General features: G+C 69.3%; 15 protein-coding genes. 6 read left to right on the forward strand and 9 right to left on the reverse strand.

Annotated elements, in window-relative coordinates; all coding sequences use genetic code 11:
- Positions 1-51 precede the first annotated feature (51 nt).
- Positions 52-2,151 carry a putative bifunctional diguanylate cyclase/phosphodiesterase gene (locus ACAM51_RS17190; RefSeq protein WP_369641302.1) on the reverse strand — a complete coding sequence of 700 codons (2,100 nt, stop codon included), beginning with the start codon at positions 2,149-2,151 and terminating at the stop codon, positions 52-54.
- 139 nt (positions 2,152-2,290) lie between these two features.
- Here ACAM51_RS17190 and dbpA point away from each other — a divergent pair, with 139 nt between their 5' ends.
- The 4 genes from dbpA to ACAM51_RS17210 all read left to right on the forward strand — a co-directional run bounded on the left by dbpA (position 2,291) and on the right by ACAM51_RS17210 (position 6,591).
- On the forward strand, positions 2,291-3,694 hold the full coding sequence (dbpA, locus tag ACAM51_RS17195; RefSeq protein WP_369641303.1) for an ATP-dependent RNA helicase DbpA: 1,404 nt from the start codon (positions 2,291-2,293) through the stop codon (positions 3,692-3,694).
- Between the two features lie 198 nt (positions 3,695-3,892).
- Positions 3,893-4,636, forward strand: coding sequence for a GntR family transcriptional regulator (locus ACAM51_RS17200; protein WP_369641304.1), 744 nt, complete (start codon positions 3,893-3,895; stop codon positions 4,634-4,636).
- A 122-nt stretch (positions 4,637-4,758) separates the two neighbouring features.
- Positions 4,759-5,769, forward strand: a complete 1,011-nt coding sequence (locus ACAM51_RS17205; protein WP_369641305.1) for a tripartite tricarboxylate transporter substrate binding protein — start codon at positions 4,759-4,761, stop codon at positions 5,767-5,769.
- A gap of 3 nt (positions 5,770-5,772) precedes the next feature.
- Complete coding sequence (locus tag ACAM51_RS17210) at positions 5,773-6,591, forward strand: amidohydrolase (RefSeq protein ID WP_369641306.1); 819 nt, start codon at positions 5,773-5,775, stop codon at positions 6,589-6,591.
- A 52-nt stretch (positions 6,592-6,643) separates the two neighbouring features.
- Here ACAM51_RS17210 and ACAM51_RS17215 read toward each other — a convergent pair whose 3' ends face one another.
- The 4 genes from ACAM51_RS17215 to ACAM51_RS17230 form a co-directional block, all read right to left on the reverse strand.
- Entirely contained in the window at positions 6,644-7,336 is a 693-nt protein-coding gene (locus ACAM51_RS17215) for an ankyrin repeat domain-containing protein (protein WP_369641307.1), read from the reverse strand.
- A gap of 86 nt (positions 7,337-7,422) precedes the next feature.
- Positions 7,423-7,920: a heme-binding protein gene (locus ACAM51_RS17220; RefSeq protein WP_369641308.1), complete on the reverse strand. Its 498-nt coding sequence runs from the start codon at positions 7,918-7,920 to the stop codon at positions 7,423-7,425.
- A gap of 185 nt (positions 7,921-8,105) precedes the next feature.
- Positions 8,106-8,729: a response regulator transcription factor gene (locus tag ACAM51_RS17225; RefSeq protein ID WP_218340564.1), complete on the reverse strand. Its 624-nt coding sequence runs from the start codon at positions 8,727-8,729 to the stop codon at positions 8,106-8,108.
- Positions 8,726-10,315 (reverse strand): sensor histidine kinase, encoded by a 1,590-nt coding sequence (locus ACAM51_RS17230; RefSeq protein ID WP_369641309.1) that lies wholly within the window; start codon positions 10,313-10,315, stop codon positions 8,726-8,728. Before ACAM51_RS17230 ends, ACAM51_RS17225 begins: the two co-directional genes overlap by 4 nt.
- Positions 10,316-10,433: 118 nt before the next feature.
- On the opposite strand from ACAM51_RS17230, the gene ACAM51_RS17235 reads away from it, so the two are divergent.
- Positions 10,434-11,384: a cation diffusion facilitator family transporter gene (locus ACAM51_RS17235; protein ID WP_369641310.1), complete on the forward strand. Its 951-nt coding sequence runs from the start codon at positions 10,434-10,436 to the stop codon at positions 11,382-11,384.
- On the forward strand, positions 11,381-11,833 hold the full coding sequence (gene dtd / locus ACAM51_RS17240; RefSeq protein ID WP_369641311.1) for a D-aminoacyl-tRNA deacylase: 453 nt from the start codon (positions 11,381-11,383) through the stop codon (positions 11,831-11,833). Before ACAM51_RS17235 ends, dtd begins: the two co-directional genes overlap by 4 nt.
- 40 nt (positions 11,834-11,873) lie before the next feature.
- Here the strand turns inward: dtd and ACAM51_RS17245 are convergent, their stop codons facing one another.
- From ACAM51_RS17245 to ACAM51_RS17260, 4 genes are all read right to left on the reverse strand, one after another.
- Entirely contained in the window at positions 11,874-13,136 is a 1,263-nt protein-coding gene (locus tag ACAM51_RS17245; protein ID WP_369643840.1) for a nitrate/nitrite transporter, read from the reverse strand.
- A gap of 38 nt (positions 13,137-13,174) precedes the next feature.
- Positions 13,175-13,915 (reverse strand): sulfite exporter TauE/SafE family protein, encoded by a 741-nt coding sequence (locus ACAM51_RS17250; protein WP_369641312.1) that lies wholly within the window; start codon positions 13,913-13,915, stop codon positions 13,175-13,177.
- Between the two features lie 93 nt (positions 13,916-14,008).
- Positions 14,009-15,163: a hypothetical protein gene (locus ACAM51_RS17255; RefSeq protein ID WP_369641313.1), complete on the reverse strand. Its 1,155-nt coding sequence runs from the start codon at positions 15,161-15,163 to the stop codon at positions 14,009-14,011.
- 22 nt (positions 15,164-15,185) lie between these two features.
- Positions 15,186-17,021: an integrin gene (locus ACAM51_RS17260; RefSeq protein ID WP_369641314.1), complete on the reverse strand. Its 1,836-nt coding sequence runs from the start codon at positions 17,019-17,021 to the stop codon at positions 15,186-15,188.
- Positions 17,022-17,135 lie beyond the last annotated feature (114 nt).

A 17,135-nucleotide genomic window follows, 5' to 3' on the forward strand; every position in this document is an offset into this window, starting at 1 on the left:
AAGCCGGGAACGTGTTTGTGTGACGGGCTGGCGCTGGGGCCGCGGAGGGCCTCAGGAATTGACCGCCAGCAGGGGCTCCAGGCCGTGGAAGTCGCGCATCCAGCGCAGGATGGACGCGGCGTCCCGGGGCACCGACACCACATGGCCCTGGATCAGGTCGCACCCCAGGCCCGCCAGCAGATCCACCTGCGCCTGTGTCTCCACCCCCTCGGCCACGGTCCTGATCTGCAGGCTGCGGCCCATCTGGATGATGGCGGTGACGATGGCCACGTCGTCGGCGTTGTCCGGGGTGTCGACCACGAAGGAGCGGTCGATCTTGAGCTTGTCGATCGGGTAGCGCTTGAGGTAGGCCAGCGATGAGTACCCGGTGCCGAAATCATCGATGGAGATTCCGACGCCGAGTGCCTTGAGGGCATTGAGGGTGTCCAGCACCTGGCCCGTCTGGTGCATCAGCACGGATTCGGTGAGTTCGATCTCCAGGTACTGCGGTGCCAGCCCGGTCTCGTGCAGCATGGCCGCGATCTCGCCCGCCACGTCGCGCTGGCGGAATTCGAGGGCCGACAGGTTCACCGCCACCGGCACCATGGCCAAGCCCTGGTCCTGCCACTCCCGGAGCTGGCGGCAGGCCTCGCGCATCACCCAGCGGCCAATGGGGGTGATGAGGCCGCGGGATTCCGAGAAGGTGATGAACTCATCCGGCCCGACCAGGCCGCGCTGGGGATGGCGCCAGCGCACCAGGGCCTCGAAGCCGCGCAGCGAGCCGTCTTCCAGGCAGATCTGGGGCTGGTAGTGCAGCACGAAGGCGTTGTGGACGATGGCCTCGCGCAGCAGCCGCTCGTGCTGCAGCACATCGATGGCGCTGGCCTCCATGCTGGGTTCGTAGAACTGGCGGTTGCCCCGGCCGCTTTCCTTGGCGTGGTGCATGGCCGCGTCGGCGCAGCGCAGCAGCGCGTCGCCGGTGGCGGCATGCTCCGGAAAGAGGCTGATGCCGATGGACGGCGAGACGGTCAGCGGCACCTGGTCGAGCGTGAACACGCCGTGCATGGAGTCGAGCAGCTTGTCGGCCACCCTGGCGGCGTCATCGGGGCTTTGCACGTCGGTCAGGACCACCACGAACTCATCGCCGCCCAGCCGCGCCACCACGTCGGCATCGCGCACGCCCTGGCGCAGCCGCTCGGCCACGTTGCACAGCAACTGGTCGCCCGCGTGGTGGCCGAGCGAGTCGTTCACCGTCTTGAAATGGTCCAGGTTCACGAACAGCACGGCCGCGCGGCCGTGGCGCCTGCGCGCCAGCGACAGCACCCGCGACAGCTGCTCCATCAGGAAATGCCGGTTGGGCAACTGCGTGAGGGTGTCGTGCAGCGCGATGAAGGCCTCGCGCTCCTGCGCCTGCTTGCGCGCGGTGATGTCGCGCACCACCACGATGCGGTAGTCCGCATGGTGCAGCGGCATGGTCTTGCCCACCACCTCGACGGGGATGGCATGCCCGTCCTTGTGGCGGATGGTCACTTCGTAGGGGTCTTCGCGCCCGCTGCGGGTGTAGTCCAGCGCCACGGCCCGCCATTCGGGACTGATGAAGTGGAAGATCGAGACCCCCAGCACCTCCTGCAGCCCGTAGCCCACCAGGCGGGTGAGCGCCTCGTTGCCGTCCGTGATGATGCCGTCGCGGTGGAACACGATGGCCTCGTCCGTGGCCTCGGTGAACTTGCGCATGCGCTCTTCGCTCTGGCGCACCTGGCGTTCCGCGCGCCAGCGCTCGGTGATGTCGGTGATCAGCACGAACGAGCCCAGCTGCTGCGAGCCGGCGCCGAAGTGCGGGATCAGGTTGACCTCGATCATGCGCGTCTCGCCATTGGGCAGGATCTGCTCGCGCGTGTACTTCACGTGCTCGCGGCGCGTGGAGCGCTCCACATGCGGCTGGATCACCTGCCAGGCCTTGTCGCCAATGGCTTCCTGCACCGTGAGCCCCAGGATCGATTCGGTCGTGTGGCCGTTGTAGGCGGCGTAGCCCTGGTTGGCGAACTGGCAGCGCAGGCCGGGCAGGTCGAAGTACGCCATCAATGCGGGCACGGAATCGGCGATCAGGCGCAGCAGCGAGTCGCTGGAGCCCCCCTGGCCAGGGGCGTTGGCTGCGTTGATTGAATCTGGCATGTCCCACCCGGTGCTGAGAAGGTGTGGCGGTCTGCACGCGGCCCCGTGGAGATCGCCAGCACGTTCTTCCGTTATAGCCGATAGACCTTGCGCGCGTGCAAGGTAGTTGCCCGGATACCCCGGGCGGGATAATCGGGCCATGACCTCCAAAGAAAACCAAGCCGGCACTGACTTCAGCACGCTGGCCCTGAGCCCTGCCATGCTGTCCAACCTGCAGCAGCTGGGCTACATGCAAATGACTCCGATTCAGGCGGCCAGCCTGCCGCCCGCGCTGCTGGGCAAGGATCTGATCGCCCAGGCCAGCACCGGCAGCGGCAAGACCGCCGCCTTCGCCCTGGCCCTGCTGGCCAACCTCAACCCGCGCCGCTTCGCCGTGCAGGCGCTGGTGCTGTGCCCCACGCGCGAGCTGGCCGACCAGGTGACCACCGAGATCCGGCGCCTGGCGCGCGCGGAAGAGAACATCAAAGTCGTGACCCTGTGCGGCGGCGTGCCGCTGCGCGCCCAGACGCTGAGCCTGGAGCACGGCGCCCACATCATCGTGGGCACGCCCGGCCGCGTGATGGACCACCTGGAGCGCCAGCACCTCTCGCTGGAAGCGCTCAACACCCTGGTGCTCGACGAGGCCGACCGCATGCTCGACATGGGCTTCTTCGACGACATCGCCATCGTGGCGCGCCAGTGCCCTTCGGCCCGCCAGACCCTGCTGTTCTCGGCCACCTACCCCGAGGGCATCGCCAAGCTCAGCGCCCAGTTCATGAAGGCGCCGGTGCAGATCACGGTGCAGGCCCAGCATGCCGAGGGCAAGATCGAGCAGCGCTGGTACGAGGTGAAGCACAGCGAGCGCCTGCACGCGGTGTCCCAGCTGCTCAACCACTTCCGGCCCGAATCGTCGATCGCCTTTTGCAACACCAAGCAGCAGTGCCGCGACCTGGTGGGCGTGCTGCAGGCGCAGGGCTTCAGCGCGCTGGCGCTGTACGGCGAGCTGGAGCAGCGCGAGCGCGACCAGGTGCTGGTGCAGTTCGCCAACAGGAGTTGCTCGGTGCTGGTGGCCACCGACGTGGCGGCGCGCGGGCTCGATATCGCCAACCTGGCGGCCGTCATCAATGTGGACGTGACGCCCGACCCCGAGGTGCACATCCACCGCATCGGCCGCACGGGCCGGGGCGACGCCGAGGGCCTGGCGCTCAACCTGGCCAGCCTGGACGAGATGGGCAGCGTGGGCAAGATCGAGGTGCTGCAGGGCCGGGAGTCGCGCTGGTTCCCGGTGGCGGAGCTCACGCCCGCGGGCAGCGGCCCGCTGGTGCCGCCCATGGTCACCATCCAGATCATCGGCGGCCGCAAGGAGAAGATCCGCGCGGGCGACGTGCTGGGCGCGCTGACCGGCGAGATGGGCTACACCCGCGAGCAGATCGGCAAGATCAACGTGAACGACTTCTCCACCTACGTGGCGGTGGACCGCGCCATCGGCGCCCAGGCCGCGCAGCGCCTGAACCAGGGCCGGGTGAAGGGCAAGGCCGTGAAAGCCCGCCTGGTGATGGATTGATGGCGGCTTGCCGAGCGGGCACCCCCCCCTCAGGATGGCAAATGCCGCTGGACCTTGTCCGGCGGTTTTTTTTGCTCCTTTTTGTGGGTAGCTGATCGTCCGCAACGGGACCCCCATCCCGAAGCCTGGGCATCCGCCGCCGTGCCTGTGGTATTCACTTATTGTGCAAAGACCTATAGAGGACTATAGTTCTTTGCCATGATCTCCCATTCAAAAGTCGTGGCGCTGGATTCCTCCCCGGGCCTGAGCCGGTACGCCGCCCTGGCGGCTGCACTGCGTGCCCGCGTGGTGGCCGGCGAATGGCCGCCCGGCTCGGCCCTGCCGGCAGAAAGCCTGCTGGCCACGGAGCACCAGGTGGCGCTGGGCACCATGCGCCGTGCGCTGGAACTCCTGGTGGCGCAAGGGCTGGTGGAGCGCATCCACGGCCGGGGCACCTTTGTGCGCCAGGGCATTGCCGGCGCCTCGATGCTGCGGTTTTTCCGGTTTGACAGCGGCGGCGGCGAAATGCCGCGCTCGCGCATCCTGTCGCGCCAGCGCATGGCGGCCCCGGCCGCCGTGGCCCGCAGGCTGGGCCTGGCGACGGGCGAGATGGTGCTGCGGCTGCAGCGCCTGCGCCTGCTGGCCGACCAGCCCTGCCTGCTGGAAGACCTGTGGCTGCCGCTGGATGTGTTTGCGCCCCTGGCAGAAGGAAACACCGCCGAGTGGGACGACCTGCTGTACCCCATGTTCGCGCGCCGCTGCGGTGTGCATGTGCACCGGGCCGTGGACGACATTGGCTTTGCCATGCTGACAGCCCCGCAGGCCGTCCACCTGGGGCTGGCCGCAGGCCATCCGGGCGTGGTGGTGCAACGGGCCGCCTACGACCTGGGCGGGCGCTGCATCGAATGGCGCACCACGCGCGGCGATGCCCACGCCTTTCACTACACCGTGACCATTACATGAACGGCACCCCTGTGCGGTGCCACGGGCCTGGCAAGGCCCGTGCCGCTGCGCCTGCCGGCCTGGGGCGCGCCGCTCCCGGCGCACTCCCATGAACGACTGAAGACGAAACCAAGGAGACCCGTATGCACCATCTATCCGATCCTCTGAATTCACCAGATCTGTCGCGTCGTGCGGCGCTGGCTGCCGTGGGTGTCACGCTGGCAGCGCCCTGGGTGCGCACCCACGCTGCGGGCGTGGGGGGCGGGCGCACCGTGACCCTGGTCGTCTCCTACCCCGCAGGCGGCGGCGCCGACCTGATGGCGCGCATCATCGCGCCCCGCATGGCCGAAGCGCTGGGGCAAGGCGTGGTGGTGGACAACAAGCCCGGCGCCAGCGGTCAGCTGGCCGCATCGGCCGTGGCCCGCGCCACGCCGGATGGCACGACCCTGCTGCTCGATGCGTCGTCGTTCGCCGTCAATCCATCGCTGTATCCCAAGCTGCCCTACGACAGCAACACCGCCTTTGTGCCGCTGGCCGTGCTGGCGACCTTTCCGAACGTGCTGGTGTGCCACCCGGGCTTCGGTGTCAACTCCGTCAGGGAGGTCATCGCACGCGCCAAGGCCAAGCCCGAGGACGTGGCCTATGCGTCGTCCGGCAATGGCTCGGCCCAGCATCTGGCCGGGGCGTTGTTTGAAGAGCGCACGGGCGTGAGGCTGTCCCACATTCCCTACCGTGGGGGCGGCCCTGCCATGAACGACGTGATGGGCGGCCAAGTGCCGCTGTTCTTTGCCAATGTGGCCTCGTCCCTGGGCCACATCCAGGCGGGCAAGCTGCGGCCGCTGGCGGTAACCAGTGCGCTGCGCGCCCGATCGCTGCCGGATGTGCCCACCATGGCGCAGGCCGGCGTGGCCGACTACGAAGTGCTGGAATGGAATCCGGTGCTGGCCCCGGCGGGCATTGCGCCCGAGGTGCGCACGCAGCTGGTCAACGCCATCCGCAAGGCGCTGGCCGACCCCGAGGTGCTGGGCCGCATCCGCGCGCTGGGCGGCGATGCCTTTCCCGACGCGACCCAGGCCAGCGCGGGCAGGTTCATCCAGGCCCAGCAAGCGCAATGGGGCAAGGTCATCCGCGAGCGCAAGATCGTGGTGGGCTGACCCATGGGTGCGCTGGCCCCCTCCGCGCCGTTGCGGGATGTCCCGGAGGGATGGGACACGCATGTCCATGTCTTTGATGCCGCCGCCCCGGTCCAGGCCGGGCACTACCAGCCCGCGCACCAGCCCCTCGAACGCATTGAGGCCGAAGCCGCGAGGCTGGGCGTGGGGCACCTCGTGCTGGTGCAGCCCAGCGTGTACGGCACCGACAACCGGCTTGTGCTCGAGGCCCTGGCGCGCGAGCCGGGTCGGCACCGCGCGGTGGTCGTGGTGGATACCGACATTGCCGATGACGCGCTGCAGACGATGCACATGCTGGGCGTGCGCGGCGTGCGTTTCAATCTGGTGTCCCCGGTGGGCAACGGGGCGCAGGCCATGCAGTCGCTGGCGCCCCGCCTGAAGGCGCTGGGCTGGCATGTGCAGTGGTATGCGGCGCCTGCCCAGCTGGCGCAGATCGCCCAGCTGCATGCGCAAACGGGCCTGCCCTGCGTGCTGGACCACCTGGCGGGCATGCATGCCGCCCTGGCGCGGGACGATGCGGCCTGGCAGGCGCTGGCAAGGCTGGCCGGCCTGGGGGCGTGGATCAAGCTGTCAGGCTGGTACCGCCTGCAGGCCGCGGCGCCCTACGCCGAACTGCACGATGCGATCCGCCGCGTGGCCGGGCTGGCGGGGGAGCGGCTGGTGTGGGGTTCGGACTGGCCGCATACCGCATTTGCACCGGACTCCATGCCCGCCTACGCGAGTGTGTGGGAGCCGGTGGTGAATGCCCTGGGCGCGGTACGCGCCGACAGGGTGCGCATGGCGGGCGCAGCGCTGTACCGCTGAAGTGGGTGGGGGCAGTGCGCCCGCACGGGTGCATCCCGCATCCGCGGGCTACCTACCTGGCGCCCGCGGCCTCCAGCATCCGCACCATCTCGCTGAAGCCCCGCTGGCGGGCCAGCTGCAGCGGCGTGTTGCCCTGCCGGTCGGTCAGCGCATGGCTGGCGCCGGCCTGCAGCAGCGCCTGCAGCGTGGCCTGGTGGCGCGGGCCTCCGTCGCCCAGCACGATGGACTCGATCAGCGCCGTCCAGTGCAGGTTGTTCACATGGTCCAGCGGAGCGCCGGCGGCGATCAGCTGGCGCACCACGCCGTCGTGCCCCAGGTGGGCCGCGGCGATCAGTGCCGTGCCGTCGTACCGGCTCGTCACCTGCCCGGCGCGGGCGCCCAGGGCCAGCAGCAGGCGCAGGGTGTCTTCGTCGTCCGCCACCGCCGCGATGGTCACGGCGTCGTAGCGGTCGTTCTCCAGCGCATTCACATCGGCCCGGGCCTGCACCAGCTGCCGGATCACATCGCGCTGGCGGGCGAACGTGGCCACGTGCAGCGGCGTGCGGCCGTGGGCATCGCGGGCATTCACATCGGCGCGTGCCGCCACGAGCTTTTGCAGCATGCCCACATCGCCGCGCGCGGCGGCGGCGTGCAGGCCCTGGTAGGCCGCCGTTTGCGCCGCGGTGGGCGCCATCTGCGCCTGGGTGGGCTGCGCCAGCAGCAGGGCCGCGGCCAGGGCCAGGGGCATTGCGGTGTGTCGGTTCATGGCGTGTCCCTTCAGCGGTTCGTGGTGCTTTGGCGGGTGTCTGCGCAGCGGGCGAGCGCCCCAGGACGGGGCGCTGCGCTGTGGGCTTACTTCAGCTGGTCCGCCACCTTGGCGATGGCGGCCATGGCGCATTGCTCGTCCAGGTGGCCGCCGGGCGCGCCGCCCACGCCCACGGCGCCGATGACTTCATTGCCCACCTTCAGGGGCACGCCGCCGCCCAGCAGCAGGTAGCCGGGGATCTGGCCCAGGTTGGCGGCGGCGGGGTTCTTCTGCGAGCCTTCCATGATGGCCAGCGTGGTGTTCTTGGCCGATGCCGAGGTGTAGGCCTTCAGGCGGCTGGCTTCCAGGGTGTGGGGGCCGGCGTTGTCGGCACGCTGCACGGCGCGCACGGTGCCGGCGCGGTCCACCACGGTGGCGGTCACGTTGTAGCCGGAGGCCGTGCACGCGGCCACGGTGTGGGCGGCGATCTGGTTGGCCAGGTCCAGCGAGATGTTCTTTTCGGTGCGCACGCCTTCGGCGCTGGCAGCGGCGCAGGCGGCCAGGGACAGGGTGAGGGCGGCGGCTTTGGCAAGGGGGTTCTGCATGGTGTTCTCCGTGGGCGTTCGGTGGTTTCGGGTCCGGTGCCACCCGTTGTGGCGCCGTGGGAGAACTGTAGGAAACGGCGTGGATTCCGGCCATTCGTACGCCTACGCCAGAGCCTCCGTAGAACTACGCAGTGCCCGCCAGGCGGTGGGCGGGATGAAGGCCGCATCCGCAGCCCGCGGGCTGGCTATTGCACCAGGGCTGCGTAGCGCCGGATCAGTTGCGCCAGCGACTCGGCCCCGAGCTTTGCGAACAGGTTGGCGCGGTGGGTTTCCACCGTGCGGGGCGAGAGTGCCAGCACCCGGCCGATTTCCTTGTTGGTCAGGCCCTCGACGATGAGGCCCAGCACCTCGCGCTCGCGGCCCGAGAGCTGGGCGTAGCGCTCGCGGGCTTGCTGGTCGGCCTGGTGGCGTTCGCGCGAACGCACATGCTGGCGCACGGCGTTCTGCAGGGCTTCGATCAGCACCTCGTCATCCACCGGTTTTTCCAGGAACTCCGCCGCGCCTGTCTTGAAGGCGCGGCGGCACATCTCCACCGTGCCGTGGCCGGTGAGCAGGACCACCGGCTGGTCCACGCCCTGCGCCAGCAGCTGCTCCAGCACCGCGAGGCCGCTGATGCCGGGCATGCGCACATCCAGCACGATGGCGCCGATGCTGGCCCGGTCAAACCCGGCCATGAAGGCATGCGGGTCGGCCCAGGTCTGCACGCGCAGCCCGACGGTGCTGATGAGCAGGCCCAGGCTGTCGCGCACGGCGGCGTCGTCGTCCACCAGGTGAATGAGGGGGGAAAGGGACGTGGCGCTGTCGCTCATGGCTGCGGAGAGGGTGGCGCGGCGGCAGGGGTGCCAGGCGCCGCGGGCAGCACCAGCACGAACTCGGCGCCGCGTTGGGCGGCGGCGTTGCCTGGCGCCGCAGGGGCCAGTTCCAGGCTGGCGCCCATGGCCTGGGCAAGGCTTTCGCACAGTGTCAGGCCCAGCCCCAGGCCGCCCGAGCGCGTGGTGTAGAAGGGCTCGAACAGATGCTCGCGGGCTTCGGGCGGCACGCCGGGGCCGTGGTCGCGAACCGACAGGGCGATCCGCGTGCCATCCCGCGCCGACAGCCGCAGCGTGAGCCGGCGTTCGGCGGGGGGAACCTGCTCCATGGCCTGCATGGCGTTCATCAGCAGGTTGTGGATGATCTGCTGCAAGGCCACGGGCTCGGCCAGCACGGGCGCCAGGTCGGGCGCCACCGTCACCTCGGCCGCGATGGCGCGCTGCGCCAGCTCGGGCTCCAGCAGGTGCAGCACATCCTGCAGCGCCGTGGCCAGGTGCAGCGGCTGGGCCTGCGCCGACAGGTCGGGTCGCTCCACCAGGCGGCGCAGGCGGCCCACCACCGTGGAGGCACGCCGGGCCTGCTCCACCGCGCGCGCCATGGCTGTCTGGGCCGTCTCCAGATCCGGCGGGTCGTCCGCCAGCAGCCGCTGTGCGGCCTGGGTGCTGGACAGCAGCGCCGTGAGCGGCTGGTTCAGCTCGTGGGCCATGCCCGCGGCCAGCTCGCCCAGGGTGTTCAGGCGGGCGACCTGGCCGAGCCGCAGCAGCTCTTCCGCCCGCTGGCGCGCAATGCGCTGGCGCCACAGCGCCCGGCCCGCCGCCCACAGCGCGGCGGTCAGCACGCACCAGCCCAGCATGCCCAGCCAGGGAAGCTCGCGCAGGCCCACATGGCGCTGCGCCACCACATCCAGGGGCTGGCTCGGCGCCGCGAGCAGCTTGTGAAAACCATACGACCAGCCCAGGCCCCAGCGGCCCGGTTCCGTGCGGCCCGGCTGCACGACGAAGGCCGTGCCGCCCTGGGCGAGCGTGACGCGCACCGGGCTGCTGTCCATGGCCATCGGCCATTCGTCCCGGGGGATGGTCATGCGCAGGTCGATCTGCAGCGCATAGCTTGCGGGGGTGCTGGCCAGCACCAAGTGGTAGCGGCCCGCAGGCAGGTCGGGCAGTGCCATTTCGGCATGGCCTGACTGGCGCGATGCGGCCTCGGCGGCCGCCAGGGGCGGCTGCAGCGCGGTGGGCCATGCGCCCCCCGCAGGCCGCTGCAGCACGGAAAGGATCTGCGGGTAGACCGAAGGCAGGCGCGGCAGCGGGGAGGCTGCCGTGGCCTCTTCGGTGGCGCGCGCGGCATCCGGGGTGGCGCCTGGCTCCGGAGGCTGCAGCAGGGCCAGGGTGGCCATCACCGCGTCGTGCTGCACCACGCGCTGGCTCAGGAGCCGGTGCACGATACGGGCATCGGTCTCGAAGGCCTCCCGCAGCTGCTGCAGGCGCGCGTGAACCAGCCAGCCCGCGCCCGCGCAGGCCACCACGGCCCACAGCAGCAGGCCGGTGAAATGAACCCGCGCGAAACGGCGGCGCCATGCCCTGGTCATGCGCCGATTCTGGCATGGGGCCCTGGCGGTGGCTGCCCGGCGCAGCCTCTCTGGCTCTGGTGTAATCGGCTGCGCTCGCCGGTTTCCGTTTCCCCTGTCGCGTCTGGATGCCTCTCTCATGCCTGCAACTGCCCCCGTGGTCCATCGCTGGTTCTCGCCCCGCAACCTGCTGTGGGCTTCCGTGGCGGTGGCCGTGGTCACCATCCTGCTCAAGACCCTGGCCTGGCTGGTGACGGGGTCGGTCGGGCTGCTGTCGGATGCGATGGAGTCGTTCGTCAACCTGGCCAGCGCGATGTTCGCGCTGGCGATGGTGACCGTGGCGCAGCGCCCGGCCGACGACGACCATCCCTATGGCCACCACAAGGCCGAATACTTCTCGTCGGGTTTCGAGGGCATCCTGATCGTGGGCGTGTCCGTGGGCATCCTGTGGGCGGCAGGCCACCGCCTGGTGGCGCCCCAGCCCCTGGAGCAGGTCGGCTGGGGCCTGGGCCTTTCGGTGCTCAGCTCGGCGCTCAATGGCCTGCTGGCCTGGCTCATGTTCCGTTCGGCGCGCGAGCACCGCTCCATCGCGCTGGAGGCCGATGCCCGCCACCTTGTCACCGATGTGTGGACCTCCGCCGGCGTGCTGGTGGGCATCGCCGGCGCGGCCCTGACCGGCTGGCTGTGGCTGGATGCGCTGGCGGCGATCGTGGTGGCGCTGAACATCCTGAAAGAGGGGCTGGAGCTGGTCTGGCGCTCGTCCCAGGGCCTCATGGATTCGGCGGTGGAACCCGAGGTGCAAGCCACCATCGACGCCACCTTGCAGCAGTTTGTGCAATCGCAGGCGCCCGGCGCCGTGCGGTTCGACCATGTATCCACCCGCCGCGCGGGCCAGCGCCGGTTTGTGGACATGCACCTGCACATGCCCGCCGACTGGACCCTGCGCCACGCCGCCGAGCTGCGCGGCCAGGTCGAGCGCGCGCTGATGGCCGCCGTACCCGGCCTGCGCGCCACCATCGAGCTGCTGCCCACCGATGTGGAGGCGCATTTCGACGACCCCCGTGACGATTTGAAGGATGCCGTGAAGTGATCAGCGTATTGCAACGTGTGCGCGAAGCGCGCGTAGATGTGGACGGGCAGACCGTGGGCGCCATCGGCGCAGGCCTGCTGGTGCTGGTGTGTGCCGAACGCGGTGACACGGAGGTGGAGGCCGACAAGCTGCTGGCCAAGATCCTCAAGCTGCGCATTTTTTCGGACGCCGCAGGCAAGATGAACCAGAGCGTGCAGGACACCGGTGGCGGCCTGCTCCTGGTCAGCCAGTTCACCCTGGCGGCAGACACCACCGGCGGCAACCGCCCCAGCTTCACCCAGGCGGCTGCACCCGATGAGGGGCGGCGGCTGTACGACTATGTGGTTGCCCAGGCGCGCAAGGTGCACCCCGAGGTGGCCACGGGCCAGTTTGCCGCCGATATGCAGGTGCATCTCATCAATGACGGCCCGGTGACCATCCCGCTGCGGATACCTCCTAGAGCGGCTTGATAGTCAAAAAAGATAGCATTCAGCGCTTGATGGATAAGCGCTATGACCCTGTTTTCTTCTTGTTTTCGAGGGAGACCAAGGGCGACACCGGCAGCACCCGGAACCCTGCCGACGCCAGCGCCAGCCAGGTGGCAATGGCCAGCATGACGGCCGTGTAGGCATCCCACCCCTGGCGCTGCGCCCAGGTGGCGACGATGCCTGTGAACCACTGCATCAGCGCCACCCCCAGGAACATCGCCATGGTGTAGGCCGACAGTGCCCGGCCTGTGAGCGTGGGCGGATAGGAGGCCCGCACATCGGCGTACTGCAGCACGCCGTAGCCCGACAGCAGGCCCATCAGCAAAATCAGCACCACGCTGGCCCAAGCGTTCCCGTGCAGGAACGCCAGCACGATGAACAGGCTCGCCATGAGCAGCGAGGCATTGCCGATCCAGCGCCTGCGGCGGGCGATGCCCGGGTCCAGCCGGCCGCCCAGACCCGGTGCGAAGAGGGCAATCAGCGAGAGCCCCAGCGCAACGTTGCCACTGTCTACCAGCGAGAGGTGGTAGCGGTCCATCAGCAGCGGTGCCAGCCACAGGCCGCGCAATGACAGAAACGCGGCGTAGCCCGACATGCCCAGCAGCAGGATGCCCCAGGTGTGCGGCACCGTGAGCAACTGGCCAAAGCCCAGCAGCGCCTGGCCCCAGGTTTCGCGCTGTGCCGGGGGCTGCACCAGCGGGGTGGGCTCGTGCACGCGCAGCCAGATCAGCAGCCACGACAGCGCGCTGAGCACCGCCAACACGGCATAACCCGTACGCCAGCCGCCGCCGTGTTGCACCAGCCAGGCCAGCGGCGTGCCGGTGAACAGCAGGCCCAGGCCACCCACACCCATCGCCACGCCCGACAGGTAGGCAAACCGCTCTGCCGGAAAATGCCGCGCAATGAACAGCGTGCAGGCCAGAAACGCGGGCGAGCAGCCCACGCCGATCAGCAATTGCCCTGCCATCAGCCAGGGGTAGGCCGGCGCGGTGGCCGAGAGCGCCGACCCCGCAACCGCCAGCGGAAACGCCGTGAGTACCGTGCGCCGCAGGCCGTACAGGTCCAGCCCCACGCCCATCAGCAACTGGGCCACGCCGAAGGAAAGGCCAAACAGCCCCGCAAACGCGCCCAGCGACCCTGGCGAGAGCCCGAAGTCCGCCGTCAGTCCCTGGGCCACCATGGCCGTGGTGGTGCGAAAGGCCTGGCTCAGTGCAAACCCGCTGAGCAGCGCAAGCAGCATGGCCCACAGCGCACGCGGTGATGGCCGGCCGCTGCCCGCGGGCAAGGATGGAGGCGCCGACGAGGACGGCAGGGGATTGCCGCTCACTGCCGCCAGAAGAACAGAGCGGCCATGACCAGCCCGGTAGCCACAATGCCCCAGCGCAGCACGTTGGCAGGCAGCTTGCGCGCTACGCGTGCACCGCCGTACCCGCCAGCGGTGGCGGCCACCATCATCATCAGCGCCTGCGGCCACAGCACCACGCCACCCGCTGCATAGATGAGCACGGCAATGGCTGTGAGCAGGGCCGACACCCAGTTCTTGAGGCCGTTCATGGCGTTCAGGTTCGTCTGCCCCAGCAGGCCGAACAGCGCCAGCAGAAGGATGCCCAGCCCGCCGTTGAAGTAGCCGCCATAGGCGGCCACCGCCAGCACGCCCACCGTGGCCTTGGCGGTGGAGGGTTTGCCGCCCGCCAGCATCCGGCGCAGCTGAGGCCCGAACGCAAACAGCGCCGTGGCCGCCAGCAGCAGCCAGGGCACCACGCGGCGGAAGGTGGCGTCGGGCGTGACCAGCAGCAGCGCCGCACCCGCCGCGCCGCCGATGAGCGACAACACCACCAGCAGCCGCATCGACAGCCCTGGCGGCGGTGCCGTGTCCTCTCGAAACCCCCACGCCCCAGCCATGTAGCCGGGCAGCAGCGCGACCGTGCCCGTGGCATTGGCCACCACGGGCGGCACGCCGGTGAAGACCAGGGCGGGAAGGGTCAGGAAGCTGCCGCCTCCGGCGACGGCGTTGAGGGCGCCGGCGACGAAGGCGGCGGTGAGCAGCAGGGCGGTTTCGAACATGGGTCACTCCAGTGTTCGATCCTACGGGCTGCGGTGTGGCCGATTGGGCCACCGGAAGGCGCAGGTGTTTTGCGCACAGGGCCAATCAGTCAATCAATACAGATACACAGCCCCGTAGCTGGCATAGGGCTTGTACGCACTGGTCGCGCTGGCGGCGCTGCTGTTGTCCGACGAGTCACCCTGAATGTCGGCGGCCTGGCTGTCTTCGCCGGCGGCGCCCATGGCCAGCGTCTGGCCGTCGAACGACAGTGCCAGGGTGGCGCTGACCCAGAAGTCCATTTGTTTTGCGACTTCCAGCTGGGCCCGTTGGGACCATGCCCCATTGCTGCGGACGAATACGAAAGCGGTGGGGTACACGCCCGTTTCTCCGAGGCGGAATGGCTCAAACAAAGCGTTGACGGCCAGAGTGTTGCCGTCGGCCGCAATGGCCGTGCTGGTGCCGAAGAAGCCGATGCGATACTCCGTTCCGGCAGGTGGTGGCATCTTGCTGCCTTCGAGATGGGCTTGCTGGTTCCAGCCCCCACGGTCTCCCGTGAACACGTGCACATCCTTCCAGCCGCCCACGGCCATCGTCCGTCCACCCCCAGCCAAAGCAACGCTGGCTCCAAAATGGCCTTCCGCGCTGGTGCCGGCCTTGATGTAGGCCTGCTGGCTCCATGACGTGCCGAGGGCAAACACATAGACTGCGCCCGCACCCCCTCTGGAGGTGCTGTCCTGGTTGCCATTGATGCCGGTCGCGTCGCTTGCTTCGCCGGGCGCGCCCACCGCGAGGGTGCTGCCATCGGCCGAGAGCGCAACGCTTGCGCCGTATCCGTCGTGGTCGCCGCTGTTGCTGGCCTTGAAATAGCCAATGGCCTTGGACAGGTCGGGCACCCATGCTGCCGTCAAGGCGCCGCAGCCGCTCGCGTCGCACGCGCGCAGGCGGTAGCTGGCGTTCACGCGTTCATGCAGCATCTGTGGAGCCAGGCTGTGGATATACGAGGTGCCGCAGAGTGCGCTGCCAATATGCATTTCGGGCATCGGCCCCGCCGCGCCATCGGGGGCCTCGAACAGTTCGTAGCGTGTGGCGTTGGCGCTGGCGTTCCAGCTGAAGTGATAGGCCTTGACGCCGTAGCCCACGGTGAAGCCCGCAGGGGCAGCAGGGCCGGAGGTTTCGGCGCTGCCGGAGCCATCGCCGCAGGCGGCCAAAGTCAGCACCAGGAGCGCTGCCAGCAACAAGGGGCGCTGGCGCCGGGGAGGCCAGAGCATCGCTGGCTTCCTTTCCGGGCGGTCAATACAGGTAGAGTGCGTCGTCGAACTGGTTGTCCGCACCGATGGCCAGCGTGTGCCCGTCGGCCGACAAGGCCAGGGTCCGGCCGAAGGCCAGCGACATCCTGGTGCCCACAGGCTTCACGTAGGCGCGCTGGCTCCAGGTGACGCCATCGCGGCGGTAGACATACGCGGCGCCTGCCTGCCAGGCGGTGTTGTCGGCTTGGTTGCCATTGATGCCGGTGGCGTTGCTGGCCTCCTGGGGGGCTCCCACGGCCAGTGTGCTGCCGTCAAACGACAGCGCCAGCGCATTGCCGAACACATCCCCGGCGTCGGTGTTGCTGGCCTTGATATAGGCCTGCTGGTCCCAGCCACCGCTGCCACGCGTGTACACATAGGTCGCCCCGGCGCCTGGTGCGGCGTTGTCGCCCTGCGCCCCCTGGATGCCCGTGGCCTTGCTGGCTTCGCCCAGCGCGCCCACGGCCAGCGTGGCCCCGTCCCCCGAAAGGGCGAGGCGATGGCCGAAGAAGTCGTTGGCGTTGGTGTTGCTGGCCTTGACATAGGCCAGCTGGCTCCAGAGGCTGTTGCTGCTGCGGGTGAAGAGGTACACGGCCCCCGCCTTGTTCGCGGACCGGTCGGACTGGTTGCCATTGACACCCATTGCCGCGCTGCGCTCGCCCGGTGCTCCCACTGCCAGCGTGTTTCCGTCGGCCGAGAGGGCCAGGCTGGTGCCGAATTGCTGTGCGTTGGCGATGACAGGGGTGAACAAGGGCGGGGACGTCACGTATTCAGGCGTCGGCTCGGTGTTGCTGGCCTTGACATACGCCTGTTGGTTCCAGGTGCTTCCAAAACGGCTGAACACGTAAACGGCACCGGCGGTTGGCATCGTGGAATTGGTCTGATCTCCCTGGATGCCGGTGGCGTTGCTCGACTCGCCGACCGCGCCCACGGCCAGGGTGTTGCCGTCGGCCGCCAGCGCAACACTCGAGCCAAACGACTGGGCCACGCCGGTATTGCTCGGTTTCACATAGGCCTGCTGAGTCCATTGGCTGCTGCTGCGGGTGAAGACATACGCTGCTCCCGGGCTGCCCGGTTTGGAGGTGTCCGTCTGGTCGCCATTGATGCCCGTGGCGCCACCACGTTCCCAGACGGATCCCACGGCCAGCGTATTGCCGTCGGCCGAGAGCGCCACGCTGTAGCCAAATGCCATGCCGAGCGCGGTATTGCTGGCCTTGACGTAGGCCTGCTGGCTCCAGCCGCCACCGCTGCCGCGCACGAACACCACCACGGCACCGGAACCGGAGGCGGCGGAGTTCGTGGGGTCCCCATCGATTCCGGTGGCGCCGCTGTCATCACCCGGCGCTCCCACCGCCAGGGTGCTGCCGTCGGCGGAGAGGGCCACGCTGGCACCCCATTGGGCCGACAGGCCGGTGTGGCGGGGCTGGATCTGGCCAATGGCCTTCGTCAGGTCGGGCACCAGTGCGGCTGTGAAGGCACCGCAGCCGCTGGCATTGCAGGCGCGCAGGCGGTAGCTGGCATTCACCCGCTCGTGCAGCAGCTGCGATGCCAGGCTGTGGGCATAGGTGCTGCTGCTGAGCGCGCCGCCGATCTGCGCTTCGGGCAGGGGGCCGGCTGCACCGTCTGGGTCCTCGAACAGTTCGTACCGTGTGGCGGTGGCGGTGGTGCTCCAGCTGAAGTTGTAGGCCTTGGCGTCATAGTCCAGGGTGAAGCCCGCAGGGGCCCCCGGGCCGGAGGGCACGGGACCGGAAGAGTCGGAGCCGCCGCCGCAGGCCGTCAGTGCCAGCGCCAGCGGTGCTGCCAGCACCCAGGCGCCGAGCCGGCGGGTGGACCAGGGCATGGGGCTTGGCATGTGGTGCTTGTTTCCCGGGCAGGGCGCGGCAGGGCGTTTCTGCCGCGGAGTGGAAATTGACGTCATGTCGTATTGCCTCGCTGCTGTGAATAGGTCGTCTGC

This window comes from Acidovorax sp. A79 (genome assembly GCF_041154505.1).
GTDB lineage: Bacteria > Pseudomonadota > Gammaproteobacteria > Burkholderiales > Burkholderiaceae_C > Acidovorax.